The 14,935-nt window shown below is 66.7% G+C and carries 14 protein-coding genes; 8 read left to right on the top strand and 6 right to left on the bottom strand.

From position 1 onward, the window contains the following. Positions 1-13 precede the first annotated feature (13 nt). Positions 14-1,087 carry a radical SAM/SPASM domain-containing protein gene (locus PV781_RS20875; protein WP_274777552.1) on the top strand — a complete coding sequence of 358 codons (1,074 nt, stop codon included), beginning with the start codon at positions 14-16 and terminating at the stop codon, positions 1,085-1,087. Next, positions 1,084-2,349, top strand: a complete 1,266-nt coding sequence (locus tag PV781_RS20870; RefSeq protein WP_274777551.1) for a glycosyltransferase — start codon at positions 1,084-1,086, stop codon at positions 2,347-2,349. The genes PV781_RS20875 and PV781_RS20870 overlap by 4 nt, the downstream gene beginning before the upstream one ends. A 153-nt stretch (positions 2,350-2,502) precedes the next feature. On the opposite strand, the gene PV781_RS20865 is transcribed toward PV781_RS20870, so the two are convergent. Both PV781_RS20865 and PV781_RS20860 read right to left on the bottom strand, forming a co-directional pair. After that, complete coding sequence (locus tag PV781_RS20865) at positions 2,503-3,774, bottom strand: glycosyltransferase family 2 protein (protein WP_274777550.1); 1,272 nt, start codon at positions 3,772-3,774, stop codon at positions 2,503-2,505. Continuing rightward, on the bottom strand, positions 3,771-4,481 hold the full coding sequence (locus tag PV781_RS20860; protein ID WP_425532444.1) for a dTDP-4-dehydrorhamnose 3,5-epimerase family protein: 711 nt from the start codon (positions 4,479-4,481) through the stop codon (positions 3,771-3,773). The genes PV781_RS20865 and PV781_RS20860 overlap by 4 nt, the downstream gene beginning before the upstream one ends. A gap of 227 nt (positions 4,482-4,708) precedes the next feature. Here PV781_RS20860 and PV781_RS20855 point away from each other — a divergent pair, with 227 nt between their 5' ends. Together PV781_RS20855 and PV781_RS20850 are read left to right on the top strand one after the other, a co-directional pair. After that, entirely contained in the window at positions 4,709-5,521 is an 813-nt protein-coding gene (locus tag PV781_RS20855; RefSeq protein ID WP_274777549.1) for an amino acid kinase family protein, read from the top strand. Positions 5,522-5,530: 9 nt separating this feature from the next. Beyond that, on the top strand, positions 5,531-6,361 hold the full coding sequence (locus PV781_RS20850; RefSeq protein ID WP_274777548.1) for an amino acid kinase family protein: 831 nt from the start codon (positions 5,531-5,533) through the stop codon (positions 6,359-6,361). A 57-nt stretch (positions 6,362-6,418) separates the two neighbouring features. Here PV781_RS20850 and PV781_RS20845 read toward each other — a convergent pair whose 3' ends face one another. Beyond that, positions 6,419-7,048 (bottom strand): helix-turn-helix transcriptional regulator, encoded by a 630-nt coding sequence (locus PV781_RS20845; protein ID WP_274777547.1) that lies wholly within the window; start codon positions 7,046-7,048, stop codon positions 6,419-6,421. Between the two features lie 133 nt (positions 7,049-7,181). On the opposite strand from PV781_RS20845, the gene PV781_RS20840 reads away from it, so the two are divergent. Then, on the top strand, positions 7,182-8,324 hold the full coding sequence (locus tag PV781_RS20840) for a threonine synthase (protein ID WP_274777546.1): 1,143 nt from the start codon (positions 7,182-7,184) through the stop codon (positions 8,322-8,324). A 63-nt stretch (positions 8,325-8,387) separates the two neighbouring features. On the opposite strand, the gene PV781_RS20835 is transcribed toward PV781_RS20840, so the two are convergent. Continuing rightward, positions 8,388-8,894 (bottom strand): YciE/YciF ferroxidase family protein, encoded by a 507-nt coding sequence (locus PV781_RS20835; protein WP_274777545.1) that lies wholly within the window; start codon positions 8,892-8,894, stop codon positions 8,388-8,390. A gap of 258 nt (positions 8,895-9,152) precedes the next feature. Between PV781_RS20835 and PV781_RS20830 the strand changes: the two genes are divergently transcribed. Then, positions 9,153-10,253: a zinc-binding metallopeptidase family protein gene (locus PV781_RS20830; protein WP_274777544.1), complete on the top strand. Its 1,101-nt coding sequence runs from the start codon at positions 9,153-9,155 to the stop codon at positions 10,251-10,253. A gap of 27 nt (positions 10,254-10,280) precedes the next feature. Here the strand turns inward: PV781_RS20830 and PV781_RS20825 are convergent, their stop codons facing one another. Continuing rightward, a complete protein-coding gene (locus tag PV781_RS20825) occupies positions 10,281-10,937 on the bottom strand; it encodes a TetR/AcrR family transcriptional regulator (protein ID WP_274777543.1) in 657 nt (218 codons plus the stop codon). Positions 10,938-11,197: 260 nt separating this feature from the next. On the opposite strand from PV781_RS20825, the gene PV781_RS20820 reads away from it, so the two are divergent. Further along, the gene (locus tag PV781_RS20820; protein ID WP_425532443.1) at positions 11,198-12,451 is read left to right on the top strand and encodes an HlyD family secretion protein; all 1,254 of its coding nucleotides are present in this window, start codon (positions 11,198-11,200) and stop codon (positions 12,449-12,451) included. Positions 12,452-12,459: 8 nt separating this feature from the next. After that, positions 12,460-14,031, top strand: coding sequence for a DHA2 family efflux MFS transporter permease subunit (locus PV781_RS20815; RefSeq protein WP_274777542.1), 1,572 nt, complete (start codon positions 12,460-12,462; stop codon positions 14,029-14,031). Between the two features lie 9 nt (positions 14,032-14,040). On the opposite strand, the gene PV781_RS20810 is transcribed toward PV781_RS20815, so the two are convergent. Further along, positions 14,041-14,847 carry an IclR family transcriptional regulator gene (locus tag PV781_RS20810; protein ID WP_274777541.1) on the bottom strand — a complete coding sequence of 269 codons (807 nt, stop codon included), beginning with the start codon at positions 14,845-14,847 and terminating at the stop codon, positions 14,041-14,043. Positions 14,848-14,935 lie beyond the last annotated feature (88 nt).

Below are 14,935 nucleotides of genomic sequence, written 5' to 3'. Positions count from 1 at the left end.
GGGAAGCCCAATCATGAAGGCCGAGATCAAGCCGCGCATCAACCTGGAGGGCCGCACGCGGCTGGAGACGGTCATTCCTCTCGAGGCGCCTTACATTGTCTTTGTGGACCCGGCGAGCGCGTGCAATTTCCAGTGCAGCTTCTGCCCCACTGGCCACCGCGACCTCATCCGCGACACAGGCCGCTACCAGGGCGCCATGAAGTTCGAGGTCTTCACCAAGATCATCGACGACCTGTCGGCATTCTCCCGGCCCATCAAGGTGCTGCGCCTCTACAAGGATGGCGAGCCCTTCCTCAATCGCCGCCTCGCCGACATGATCGCCTATGCCAAAGCGAGCGGGCAGGTGGACTATGTGGACACCACCACCAACGGCACCTTTCTGTCGCCTGAGCGCCTCGCCCCTGTGCTGGAGGCTGGCCTCGACAAGATCAACATCTCCGTCGACGGCATGACTCCCGAGCAATATCGCCGCTTCACCGGCGTCGACTTCGATTTCGACGGCTTCGTGCGCAATGTGCGCTGGCTCTATGACAATAAGGGCGACTGCGAAGTGGTGGTGAAGATCCCCGGAGAGCTGATCAGCGAGGCGCAGCGCCAGGACTTCTTCGATACGTTCGGCGATCATTGCGACCGCATTTTCATCGAGAATTTCGCGCCCTGCTGGCCGCAATTCGACATCGAGGCCCATACGGGCGTGACCATCTCGCAGGGCATCTACCAGCAGCCCGTCGGCGAGACCGAGACGTGCCCCTACATCTTCTACGGCATCTCGGTGAATGCGGACGGGCTGGTGAGCTCCTGCTTCCTGGACTGGGGTCGCAAGCTGGTGGTGGGCGACGTGCGCACCACCTCGCTCAAGGACATCTGGAACGCGCCGGCGCTCAACGCGCTGCGCCTCCAGCATCTGGAAGGACGGCGTCGGGAGAATGCGGTGTGTGGGGGCTGCGGCCAGCTCTCCCATTGCCTCCCCGACAACATCGACCCGTATCGGGGCGAGCTGCTGGCGCGCTTCAAGGCGACGGTTCAGCTCGATCCCTCGGTGCCCGCGCCCGGCGGCACCGTCGCGCTTCCCGCAGCAGCGGAATGAAGATCCTCCACATCAGCGCCCATCTGGGCGGCGGCGTGGGCAAGGCCCATGCCGCCTTGATGGAGGCGGCCCTGACGGACGCGGCCGCCGGCCGAGGCAAGGCGAGCGAGGTCCGGCACACCTATGTGCTGCTGGAGCCGCCCAAGGATCTTGACTATGTGTCCCGCATTGCCGCCGCCGGGGGGCACGTCGTGGTGGCGCCGCCGGTTGAGGAGATCGTCCGTCTGGTGGAGGCGAGCGACATCGTGCAGGTGGAGTGGTGGAACCATCCCCGGCTTTACGCCCTGCTCGCCACCGCTGACCTGCCGCCCATGCGCCTGGCGCTGTGGACCCACATTTCCGGTCTCAATGCGCCCTTGATCCCCGCTGGCCTTCCGGCTCTGGCGGACCATACCCTTTTCACCTCCGCCTGCTCCTATGCCGCGCCCAATCTGGCGCCGGTGATCAAGGCGGGACGCGAGCGGTTTTCGGTGGCCAATTCTGGCTTCGGCTTCGCCCCCATGGTCCGCGCGCTCCCCCAAGCGCCCTTGCGCTGCGGTTATCTGGGCACGGTGGATTTCATCAAGCTCCACCCGCAGGTGTTTGACATCATTGATGCGGTGGAGATGGATCTGCGGGTGTCCTTCTTCGGGCATCTCGATCCACTGGGAGACGTGGCGGTGCGGGCGGCGCGCATGCGGCATCCGGAGCGGGTGCGCTTCATGGGCTATGCCTGTGACCCCGCCTCCATCCTGAGCGAACTGGACCTGTTCCTTTATCTGCTGACCCCGGGCCACTACGGCACGGCCGAGAATGCGCTGGTGGAAGCCATGTCGCTGGGCGTCGTGCCCGTTGTCTTCGACAATGCGGCCGAGACGAGCCTCGTGAGCGACGGCCGCAATGGACATGTGGTCCGGGACGCCGATCAGTGCGTCGCGCTCCTTGATGCGCTTCACCGCACGCCGTCCCGGCTCGCGCCGCTGTCGGCGCAGGCAGCGGCAGACATGAGGCGCACCCGCACGCCGCGGGCCACCTTGCGCACCCTCAGGCGGGTCTATGCCGGAATGATGGGGCTGCCCCGCCGCCGCCGGGATTTTGCCACCGCCCTCGGGGTGGACCCCCGCGGCTGGTTCCTCTCCACCCTGGGCGAGCGGCCCGATGGGGCAGGGGCCTCGGAGCGCCTGATGGGGCGGACCTGCTCCAAGGGGAGCCTCGGCCATTTCCATGCCTGCTTCCCGGAGGATGCCAGCCTGACGGCACTCGGGATGGACATGCGCCCCTGAACAGTCCGCCCGCCGGCCGCACGCGCTAGCGCGCCAAGTTGCCGCGGGCCGGACCTCGAAAGCGCTTCGCCGCGCCTTGCACCCCCTTGAAAAAGAAAACCCGCATGCCCTCCGCCGGTCCGGCCGAGGGCATGCGGGCGCACACCTGCCCGATCAGAGCAGGACGGACTGGCGGATATCCCGCTCGCTGACCACGAGGCCGGGCGCATAGCCCTGGTCGATATATCCCTGCCGCTGGCTCTCGTCGGAGACGAAGACGATGCTGCCGGCGAGGGTTTTCGCGCTGGGCTCAGCAGGCGGGGGAAGCACGAGAATGCGCCGCTCCAGGCCCACGTCCCGCAGCAGCTGGCCGAGGGCTTGCCCGTCATCCACGCCGCTCACCAGGAGCCGCTCGATGCCGGCGACGCCATTGGCGAAACGGGCCAGCGTCTGCGCCATGACCAGAACCGGCAACTGGTCCATATGCTCGAACTCGGCGACCCGGCGCGGGTCCAGATAGGTCAGCCGGCAGATGATCTCATAGGCGCGGATGAAGTCCTTGCGCTGCAGCCACAGGCGCAGGGCGACCCGCATGCGGGTCTCCACGAAGACGTCCACCATGTCGCGGAAGGCGCGGTGCATCTCTTCGTTCAGCACGAGGTTGCGCCGGCGCAGCAGGCTGAAGATCATGTATTCGATGCCGCCGCGATAATTGTCCCAGATGGTCATGGCGTCATCCACGCCCGCCTGGCTGCGCTCCGGCATGACCGGGGTCAGCGTCACCGAGCGGAAATAGGGCATCCGGCGGAAGGCCACCGGCCCCTCGGCGATGACACCGGCAATGTAGCTGAAGGCCCAGTAGCAGAAGCGCGGCGCGGCCGTGATCTGGCGGGCGGCATCGGCGCGGTAGATGACGATCTCCGGGAAGATGTGGTGCTCCACCACATAGCCCAGCAGCGCCGCCTCCTCGCCCGGCCCGAAGATCTTCAGTTCGTCCGGCTGGTGGTAGAACAGGCAGGTGGTGGTCTTGTTGAGGTCGTCATAGACCTCCCACGGCGTATAGCAGGCCCGGATCTCCGGGTTGGCCATCAGGAAATGGATATTGTCGGCCACCGCTTCCGGGATCAGAAGGTCATCGTCGGCGAGGAACAGCATGTACTGCCCCTCAGCCCGGTGGAACACGCTGATGAGGTTGAAGAGAACCTTGTTCTCCTCCTGCCGGAAATAGCGGATGGGCAGGCCATCTGCGCGGTGGCGCTCCACCACCTCCGGCGTGTCGTCGGTGGAATGGTTGTCGGAGACCACCACCTCGTAGCTGAAGTCCCAGCTCTCGCCCCACGCCTTGATCTGGGGGAACAGGTGCTCCAGGAACCGAGCCCGGTTGTAGGTCGGGATGCAGATGCTCAGCGTCACGCCGCCCGCCATTGGGGCCTTCTGTGAGGTCATGGACGATAATCCTGCGCCGCTGCGTCGCGGTCGGAAATGAGGGTGGGGGCGATCTGCCATTGGATGGCGAAGGCGGGGTCGTCCCAGCGATAGGTGCGGGCGAGGTCCGGCGCATAGACGTCGGACACCAGGTAGAAGACCTCGCACTGGTCTTCCAGGGTGAGAAAGCCGTGGGCGCAGCCCTCTGGCACATAGACCGAATTCTGGGCCTGCGCGCTCAATTCGATGCTGGCCCAGCGCAGATAGGTGGGCGAGGCCGGCCGCAGGTCCACGACCACGTCCTGCACCCGGCCCCGGACGGCGCGCACCAGCTTGGCCTCGGCGCGGGGCGCATCCTGGATGTGCATGCCGCGCAGCGTGCCCTTCCTCGGATTGCCGGAGAGATTGGCGTGAACGAACCGGTCCATGAGCCCACGCGCCCGGAAGGTCTCGGCGCAGAAGGCCCGGCCAAACGTGCCGCGGGCATCCTGGAAGGGCGTCAGCGTAATCTCATAGGCGCCGTCCACGGCGGTCGGCAGGAAGGTGAGGCCGGGCAAGGCGGGGGGCGTTGCGGCAGCGGGGGCAGGCGCAGAAGGGGCGCGCAGGGGCCGGCGGGTGCGCAAGCGGGTCGGCCGGCCGCGCGCGGGCTCCATCGGGCCCGGCAGCCCAAGCGCCCCCGCATCCGGCAGGCGCGGCTCGAAGCCTTCGGGCGAATGCGCATTGTCCATGCTCGGTCCTCCCCGGATGGAAGATGCGAAGCGCCCACGCGCCCGATCCTCTTCCACGTCCAGGGCTAAAGGGCCTCGGTTGCCTGGGGCTGACTCTCCGCGGGGCCCGCCGTGGGCGGCGCCCGCCGCATGGCGCATACGTACATTCCCAGATTGTTGCGGTGCGTGCTAACCGTTATCGAGCTATTCTCACCTAGATATAGGACAGCCCAGCGAAAGGCGCGCGCATGGCCGAACCCACAGCGGAGCTTGAGAGGCTCCTGATGCAGCGATCCCTCACCGATCCGCAGCTGCTTGAAGCCGCGGAGACGGCGAGCGATTTCCGCATCCTGCCCGACGCCACCGTGATCAAGATCGGCGGCCAGAGCGTCATCGACCGGGGGCGGGCGGCGGTCTATCCGCTGGTGGACGAGATCGTGGCCGCCCGCAAGGTGCACACGCTTCTCATCGGCACCGGCGCGGGCACGCGGGCGCGCCATCTTTATTCCATCGCGGCCGATCTCAGCCTGCCGGCGGGCTTCCTGTCCCAGCTCGGCGCCTCCGTGGCGGGCCAGAACGCCGCCATGCTCGGGCAATTGCTGGCGCGGCACGGCATTCCCGCCGTCGAGGCGGCGGGATTGTCCGCCGTTCCCCTCTATCTGGAGGAGGTGAATGCGGTGGTGTTCGGTGGCATGCCGCCTTACGCGCTGTGGATGCGCCCCGCCGCCCAGGGCGTCATTCCGCCCTACCGCACCGATGCCGGCTGCTTCCTGGTGGCCGAACAATTCGGCTGCAAGGCCATGATCTATGTGAAGGACGAGGATGGCCTCTTCACCGCCAATCCCAAGACGTCCAAGGACATCGCCTTCATTCCCAGGATCTCGGTGGATGAGATGAAGGCCCGTGGCCTGCACGATTCCATTCTCGAATTCCCGGTTCTGGACCTCCTGAAATCCGCACGCCATGTGCGCCAGGTGCAGGTGGTCAACGGCCTCGTGCCCGGCAATCTCACCCGCGCGCTGGCGGGCGAGCATGTGGGCACCATCATCACCGCCGACTGAGGGCGCGCCATGGCTGAAACCTCCAACAGCATCAAGCATCTGGCCTCCGCGCTCGCGCGCCAGACGCTGCTCGACCGCGACCTGACCTCGCCGGTTGCGGGCCGCAAGCCCATCCGCCTCCTGCCCTGGCTTCAGGTGGTGAAGATCGGCGGGCGCTCCATCATGGATCGCGGCGCCGCCGCCATCCTGCCCCTGGTGGCCGAATTGCGCGCGCTCCTGCCCGAGCATCGGTTGCTGATCCTGACAGGAGCCGGCGTGCGGGCGCGGCATGTCATGAGCGTGGGGCTCGACCTCGGTCTGCCGGTGGGCTCGCTCGCCCCGCTCGCCGCCAGCGAGGCGGGGCAGAACGGGCACATCCTGGCCGCGCTGCTGGCCAGCGAAGGGGTCTCCTATGTGGAGCATCCCACCATTGCCAGCCAGCTCGCCATTCACCTCTCCGCCGCCCGCGCGGTGGTGGGCAGCGCCTTCCCGCCCTATCACCACCATGAATTCCCCAATTCCCGCATCCCGCCGCATCGTGCCGATGCGGGCGCCTTTCTCCTGGCGGATGCGCTGGGGGCGGCGGGGCTGACCCTGGTGGAAGATGTGGACGGCGTCTATTCGGCCGATCCCAACGGGCCGGACGGGGCAAGCGCCCGCTTCCTGCCGGAAGTCCATGCCTCCGCGCTGGCCGAAGCCAAGGGGCCGCTGCCGTTCGATCGGGTGCTGCCGGACCTGATGGCCAATGCCCGTCATCTCACCCATGTGCAGGTGGTCAACGGCCTCGTTCCCGGCCGCCTCACGGCTGCGCTCCGGGGCGACCATGTGGGCACCATCGTGCGCACGGGCGCCGGCACTTGAAGACGGGGGCGGGGCCTTGCAGGCCTCGCTCCGTTCCGCTCATGGGCGGCAGGCCGCCTATTTGTTCAGATAGTAATAGATGCTGCTGCGCGCAGTGCCGAGCGCCTTTGCTACCAGGTCCACGGACCCCTTGAGCGACATCAGCCCCTCCTCCTCCAGCAGGGCCATCAGATCGCGCTTTTCGGCGGTGGTGAGCGATTTCGGCTCCTTGTTGCGGGCGGCGGAGAAGTCGCGGATGCGCTTCAGAATGTCCTCCGACCGCGGCCCCTGGATTCTCTCCTTCAGGCCGTCCCCGGTGCGAATGGCGGTGAAGGCCCGGATATAGTCCGCCATGCCGTTGAGGTACGACACGTCCATATTGAGGCAGAGGGCGGCCACGTAGGTGCCACTGCTGTCCCTGAGGCCAATGGAGGTGCTCTTCACCTGCCGGCCGTCGCGGAGCGTGTTGGCGTAATTGACCAGCTTATCGGGAAAACCCGGATCGCCGATGCGTGCGAGCCCCAGCTCGGTGGCCGGATCTCCAACGGCGCGGCCGGAGATATTGTTCTCGATCTTGACGATGGCATGGGACGGGTTGGTGAGGTCGTGCAGCACCACCTCGCAGAGGGGGGCGAACGTCTCCGCGAGCGCCTGCGCGATCTTTCCGGCTTCCCGCAGGATCAGTTCATGTTCGGAGCGCTTCGACATTTTGTCCGTTTTCGACAATTTTGTTGACATAAATTCAGTTTTCGACATTTTGTCGAAATGTTCAATGGGCGGCCGCGCATCCTCCCTCCTAAGGTGCCGGGGCCCCGTTCTGTCGCGAGCCTGACGTGCCCTCATGACCTCCGAAGCACCCGCTTTTCTTGATCCCCGCACCGGCCAATACTTCCCGCTCCAGACCCTCGCCTGGCGCTCGCCCGAGGGCCATCCCTTGATGGTGACCCCGATGGACGGGCTCACGCGCGGCCAGATCCGCAGGGATCACCGCTCCATCTGGCGCTATGCCGCTGCCCTGCCGGTGGATCCGGCGGGCGCGGTGTCGCTTGGGGAGGGGCTCACTCCGCTCGTTCCGGCCTCCATCGACGGCCTCTCATGTCGCCTCAAGCTGGAGTGGTTCTCTCCCACCGGCTCGTTCAAGGATCGCGGCGCGTCGGTGCTCATCTCTCACCTGCGGGCGCTCGGAATCGAAGGGGTGGTGGAGGACAGTTCGGGAAATGGTGGTGCCGCCATCGCCGCCTATGGGGCGGCGGCTGGCATGCGCGTGGGCATCTTCGCGCCCGCCTACACCCAGCCGGCGAAGATCGCCCAGGCGCGAGCCTATGGGGCGCAGGTGACCCTGGTTCCCGGCACCCGGCACGACACGGAGGAAGCCGCTATGCGCGCGGCCGAGACGACGTATTATGCCAGCCACAACTGGCATCCCATGTTCCTGCAGGGCACGAAGACGCTGGGCTATGAAATCTGGGAGGACCTTGGCTTCCGCGCCCCGGACAATGTGATCATTCCCACCGGCGCCGGGAGCAATGTGCTCGGCTGCCACATGGCCTTCCGGGAATTGCTGGCGGCCGGGGAAATCTCCCGCCTGCCGCGGATTTTCGTGACCCAGCCGGAAAACTGCTGCCCCATTCACGCCGCGCTTCATCCCGCGTGGCGCGGCGGCGCGCCGCTTGAGGTCCATCCGACCGTGGCGGAAGGCACTGCGATCCGTGCCCCCATCCGCTTGCAGGAGCTGGTGGCAGCGATCCGCGACACGGGCGGCTCGAGCGCGGCTGTGTCCGAGGACGAGATCATCGGGGCGGCTCGGCTCCTGGCCTCGAAGGGTTTCTACACGGAGCCCACCTCCGCCCATGCCTTCGCCGGGCTGAAGCAACTGGTGGCGGCGGGTGTGATCGAGGACGGCGAGGAGACCGTCGTGGTGCTGACCGGATCCGGCCTCAAGGCGACGCAATTTTATGCGGAGCGGTTCGCGCAAGTGCCCTGAGTTCGCGGAGGTGCCCTGAGGGAGATGCGGGCCGCTTGGCCCGCATCCATCATTGTAACGCGGTCACTCAGCCGCGCGGATGTTGAGCTTCGCCTCGGCGATGGAGGTGAGCTTCTGGTCGGCCGCCTTTTCCTCGGCGAGGGTGCGTTCCAGGACGCGCGCGCAGTCGGCGCGGCCGAGGCGCTTGGCCCAGGCGACCAGCGTCCCGTAGCGCGTCATCTCGTAATGCTCCACCGCCTGCGCGGCCGCGGCGAGGGCGGCGTCGAGCACTTCCGGATCATCCACCTCGCTGGCGATGTCCTCGGCCTCGTCGATAATGCCGTCGATGGCGGGGCAGGTGGTGGTCTTGGCTTCCACCCCATGCATGCGGAAGACCTCCTCCACGCGGGTCACATGGCCCTGCGTTTCAGTGAGGTGCATCTGGAATGCCTGCTTGAGGGTGGGGTCGCTTGCCTTGTCGATCATCTTGGGAAGCGCCTTCACGATGCGCTTCTCGGCATAATAGATGTCCTGCAGCGTGTGGACGAACAGGTCGTCCATGGTCTTGATGTCCTTGGAGAAAAGACCCATTTCAGTCTCCCTTTCGGTATCGGGGCGCAGCGATTGCGCCCGTGGGCACGGGCATCCCGGGGAAGGGTGGGAGGCGTGCCGGCCTGCCTTCCCAACGGACGCGGGGCAGGGAGGTTCCTCCGGCCAAGCTGGTTGAATGGGCGAAGTGGGCTCGCCCTTTCCCGCGTTAGGCTTATGGTCGGTTGCGTGGAACCGCCTCGTGTCGGGCGCGTTGTGCGCGGTCGATGCACCCGAGACCGGGTCGCGGGGAGAGATTCGATGCAGCTCTTCAAGTGCCAGAATTGTCAGCAGGTCCTCTATTTCGAGAATACCTCCTGCGTGAAATGCGGGCTTCGCCTGGGCTACCTGCCCGACCGGAGCGTGCTCAGCGCGGTGAAGCCGGACGGATCCAATTGGGTGGCGCTGGCGAACCCCAAGGCGCGCTATCGCTTCTGCGCCAATTGGGAGAGCTATGCCTGCAACTGGATGGTGGATGCGGGGGAGGGGGAAAGCTTCTGCCGGGCCTGCCGCCACAACCGCACCATCCCGGATCTCTCCAGCCCCGAGAATCACCGCGACTGGCAGAAGATCGAGCAGGCCAAAAGACGGCTGTTCTACTCCCTCATCCGCCTCAAGCTGCCCTTGCCCGTGCCGGGAAGCGACGATCCCGAGCCGTTGGTGTTCGACTTCCTCGCCGATCCGCCGCAGGGACCGAAGGTGCTCACCGGCCACGACAATGGGGTCATCACCCTGTCTCTGCGCGAGGCGGACGATGCCGCGCGCGAGCAGGTGCGCGCCTCCATGGGCGAACTCTACCGCACGCTACTCGGCCATTTCCGGCACGAGGTCGGCCACTTCTACTGGGACAAGCTGGTGCGCGACGGCGGACACCTGGAGGCGTTCCGCGCCCTGTTCGGGGATGAGCGGGAAGATTATGGCGAGGCGCTGAACCGCCATTACGAGCAGGGCGCGCCGGCCGACTGGCAGGATCGCTTCGTGAGCTCCTATGCCACCATGCATCCCTGGGAGGACTGGGCCGAGACTTTCGCCCACTATCTCCACATCCTCGACACACTGGAAATGGCCGGCGCGTTCGGAATCCGCATTGATCCGGACATCACGGATGATGCCGCGCTCCAGGCGGACATCTCGTTCGACCCGCACCGGGTGCGGGATGTGCGGCGGATCGTGGATGCCTGGCTGCCGCTGACCTATGCGGTCAATTGCCTGAACCGGTCCATGGGCCAGCCGGATCTCTATCCCTTCGTGATCCCGCCCGCCGTGGTGGAGAAGCTCGCCTTCATCCACGATCTGGCACAAGGCCGGGTGCCGAAGGCGCAAGCGGCCTCCCAGGAGGCCGTAACCGCCGCGGCGCAGTAGTCCCGTGGGCGCCGGGCCAAAGCCCGGCTAGCCGGGCTGCTTCGGCCCGTAACCGGCGAGGAAGAGGCGCACCGCCTCGTCTACGGCAACGGCGATCTCGTCCGGCGTGGGCGGGGCGCTGCAGCCGAACAGCAGGCCCTTGACCTTCTTGTCATGGCAAAGGCTGAAGAAGATGTGCGCAGCCTGCACCTCGTCCTTGATCTGGAGGCGGCCGAGATTTGCCTGTTCACGCAGCAGGTCCGCCAGCCGACGCCCGCCCTGGCAAGGGCCGGCCTCGAAGAAGGCCGCTCCAACGCTGGGGAACTTTTCAGCCACCCCCATGACCATGCGGACCATGCGCAGATGGTCGGGCTGCACCATCATGGTCATGAAGGAAATGCCGATGCACCGCAGCATGCCGGCAATGTCGTCGCTCGAGGCGTCCATCTCGAACAGACGTTCGGCGGACTTGCTCCGCTCGCTCAGGACCAGGGCCTTGAACAGCTCTTCCTTGCTGCTGAAATAGACATAGATGGTCGCCTTGGACACGCCGGCCGTCTTGGCCACTTCGTCCATGCTGGCGCCGTCGAAGCCCTTGTCGAAGAAGACCCGGCGGGCGCCGTCGAGAATTTCCCGGCGCTTGGCGGATTCCGGTTCCTGGCGGCTGCCCGTGCGGGCGGGGGCGTCTGTGGTTGTGGTGCTCATCTCTCCCTCGGCCCGAGAGCCCGCTCCCGCATCATCGCGGCAGCGAGACGGTGTGCGCGGCAAGCCCCTGGATCACCGGGTTGCATGGCATGTCCCACACCGTCACGCCAGACGCTTCCGGAAAAAACCGACGCACCCCAGGTTTGAATCGGGCGCATCGCGGCTCGTCCAGGGCATTGACTAAACCGTTTGGTTTGGTATGTAAAGAAATATGAACTGAACGTTTCAGTTTGATCCCATCCTGCACAACGAGGCCCTCAATGGCCCAGACTTTGGCCTCTCCCGTCTCCGCGCCAGTGGCTTCCCCGGCGGCGGCCTCCCCCCGTTCCAGGCGGGAGGATGCCGCGCAGGACGCGCGCGCTCCCGAGCCGTTGGACCGCGAAGGTCACGCCCCAACCCATGCCGAGGCTCCCTCCGTCACGTCCCGGCAGCCGGAGACTGCGGCGCCCTTGCCGCCGACCAGGGACGGGAGCCGCCCCCGCAAGCCGTCCCGGAGGCGCAGGATCCTCGGCGCGGTGCTCGCCGTGGCCGTGGCAGCGGGCGGCTATTTCGGCTTCCACTGGTGGACGGTGGGGCGCTTCCTGGTCTCCACCGACGATGCATATGTGGCGGCGGACACGGCCGTGCTCGCGGCCAAGGTGAGCGGGCACATCGTCAGCATCGACGTGGACACCAACCAGCCCGTCCATGCGGGCGACGTCATCGCCCATATCGATGATGGCGACTATGCCCTCTCCCTGCAGGCGGCGGAGGACAAGATCGCCACCCAGCAGGCCACCATTGCCCGCTATGGCCAGCAGATCATCGCCGGGCAGGCGAGCGTGGATCAGGCGGTCGCGGAACTGGCGGCGGACGAGGCGGAGTTGAACCGCACCCAGCTCGACTATGAGCGGCAGTCCAAGCTCGCCAAGTCGGAATTTGCCAGCCGCTCCACGCTGGAGAATGCCGTCGCGGCCCGCGACAAGGCGCAAGCGTCCGTCGACGCCGCGAAGGCGGCCGTCGCCTCGGCTCAGGCCAATGTGGCGGTGCTCAAGGCCCAGCAGACCGAGGCCTCCCGCACGCTGGCGGAACTGACGGTCTCCCGCGACCAGGCCAAGCGCAACCTCGACTTCACCTTCGTGCGCGCGCCCTTCGACGGCATCGTCGGCAACCGGGCGGTGCAGGTGGGGCAATTGGTGCAGGCGGGCACGCGCCTCATCGCCCTGGTGCCCATCTCCAAGGTCTATGTGGACGCCAATTTCAAGGAGACCCAGCTCGGCCGCCTGCATCCCGGCCAGGCGGTGGATGTGGAGGTGGACGCCTTCCCCGGCCGCGCCTTCCATGGCCGCGTGCTGAGCATCGCGCCGGCCTCGGGCTCGGTCTTCAGCCTGCTGCCGCCGGAAAACGCCACCGGCAACTTCACCAAGATCGTCCAGCGCGTGCCGGTGCGGATCGAGCTTGACGACGAGGCGCGGCAAGCGGCTGTGCTGCGGCCGGGCATGTCGGTCAACGCCATCGTCGACACGCGCAGCTGAGGCCCGCCATGTCCGGCTCACTCGCCTTGCCCGCCGCGGCGGCCCGCCCCTCGTCCGAGGGGCGGCGCATGTTCGCCTTCCTGTGCATGGTCTTCGGCATGTTCATGGCGATCCTGGACATCCAGATCGTCTCGGCCTCGCTGTCGGAGATCCAGGCGGGGCTGGCGGCGAGCTCGGATGAGATTTCCTGGGTCCAGACCTCCTATCTCATCGCCGAAGTGGTGATGATCCCGCTGTCGGGCTTCCTGTCGCGCGCCTTCTCCACGCGCTGGTTGTTCGTGGCCTCGGCGGTGGGCTTCACCACCATGAGCCTCTTGTGCGCCACCGCCACCACCATCAGCCAGATGATCGTCTATCGCGCCCTCCAGGGCTTCCTGGGCGGCGGCATGATCCCGACCGTGTTCGCGGCGGCCTATTCAGTCTTCCCGCGCGAGAAGCAGTCGGTGGTCTCGCCCATGATCGGCCTCGTGGCGACGCTGGCGCCCACCATCGGGCCGACGGTCGGCGGCTATCTCACCGACCTCTTCTCCTGGCACTGGCTGTTCCTGGTGAACGTGGTGCCCGGCATCTTCGTCGCCATCGCCTGCGCCATCCTGGTGGATTTCGACGAGCCGGACCTGTCCTTGCTCGACCGCTTCGACTGGTGGGGCCTTCTCTTCATGGCCGGCTTCCTGGGCAGCCTGGAATATGTGCTGGAGGAAGGGCCCACCAATGACTGGTTCGAGGACCACACCATCCTTGCTTTCGCGGTGGTCTGCGCGGTCTCCTCGGTCGCCTTCTTTGCCCGTGCGCTGATGGCGCGCCACCCGGTGGTGGAGTTGCGGGCCTTCGCCAACCGAAATTTCGCGGTGGGCTCGGCCTTCAGCTTCGTCATGGGCATCGGGCTTTATGGCCTGACCTATCTCTACCCGCTCTATCTGGGGCGGGTGCGGGGTTATTCGGCGCTCATGATCGGCGAGACCATGTTCGTCTCGGGCCTTGCCATGTTCCTGACCGCACCCATCGCCGGGCGCCTCTCGGCCAAGGTGGATCCGCGCATCATGATGGCGGCCGGGTTTCTCGGTTTTGCGCTGGGCACGTGGCAGGTGACCTCGATCACCAAGGACTGGGACTTCTGGGAATTGCTGGTGCCCCAGATCCTGCGCGGCGTGTCCTTGATGATCGCCATGATCCCCATCAACAACGTCTCGCTCGGCACCTTGCCGCTGGCGCAGCTGAAGAATGCCTCGGGCCTGTTCAATCTCACCCGCAATCTCGGCGGGGCGGTGGGGCTCGCGCTGATCAACACCGTGCTGAACAATCGCTGGGACCTTCACCTCGCCCGCCTGCACGAGAATGTGCAATGGGCGCGGGGGGCGGCCGTGGAGCGGTTGGACACCATGACGTCGGCGCTCTCCGCGCTCGGCTCCGATGCGGAGCTGGCGGCGCTGAAGAAGCTGGCGGGGCAGGTTCGCATCCAGGCGGAGGTGATGGCCTTTTCGGACGTCTTCCTGGTGCTGACCGGCCTGTTCGTGACCCTCTTCTTCTTTGCCCCGCTCATGCGGCGGCCGGTGAACAAGGGGGGCGGCGGGGGCCATTGAGGGCGCCCGTCAGGCGCCCATCACGCCTTCCAGGCGCCGGGCCAGGGCAATGAGCCTTGGCCGCACGTCCTTCAGCAGGAAGTCCGGCGAGGTGATGACGGTGGGCGCGCCGCAATTGACCACCATGGGATCGAGCCCGCCGCCGGGGCGGAAGCCCACGGCGATGGCGCTCACCGTCTCCTGCCACTCCCCGAAAGAGCAGCAGCAGCCCAGCGTGCGATGGTCCTCCAGCGCCTGTTCCAGGCCCTTTTGGAGCTTGGGCCAGGCCAGCGGATCGAGCCGGCTCAGCTCCTCATAAAGCGCCGCGCGCTCGTCCGGTGCCAGCGCCGCCACATAGGCCCGGCCCATGGAACTGCGCGCCATGGACATGCGCGAGCCCACGTCGATGTTGAGCGAGATGGCCGCCGCGCCGCGCAGGCATTCCACATAGCGCATGCTCAGCCTGTCCCGCACCCCGAGGCCCACCGTGCCGTCGGAGAAGGTGGCCAGCTCGCGCATGCCGGCGCGGGCGATCTGGCGCACCGAAAGGCCGCCCAGCGCCACCGACCCCAGCGCCATCAATTGCGTGCCCTGGCGGTACTTCCCCGCCTCCTCGACGAAATGCAGGTAGCCGAGCTTGGTCAGCGTGTAGGTGAGCCGCGAGACGGTGGAGCGGGGCAGGCCGCAGCGGGCGGCGATCTCGTGATTGGCCAGCAGCGTTTCCCCCGGCTTGAAGGCCGAGAGCACCTCCAGCCCCCGGGCCAGCGCGGTCACGAAATGGCGGTCGTCCTTCGGCCCGGCTTCGGCCTCGCTCTGAGAAGGGGGGACGCGGGGCATGGGTGAGCCTCAGAAGGGGCACGGTGGGACACAGGGCAGCGGCCATTCTGCAATGCAGAATGCACGCTGCTGGAAGCACCAAGCCAAT

The organism is Aquabacter sediminis (assembly GCF_028863665.1).
Lineage (GTDB): Bacteria > Pseudomonadota > Alphaproteobacteria > Rhizobiales > Xanthobacteraceae > L1I39.
The sequence above is the reverse complement of the archived record's forward strand: the minus strand, read 5'-3'. Positions and strand labels throughout refer to the sequence as shown.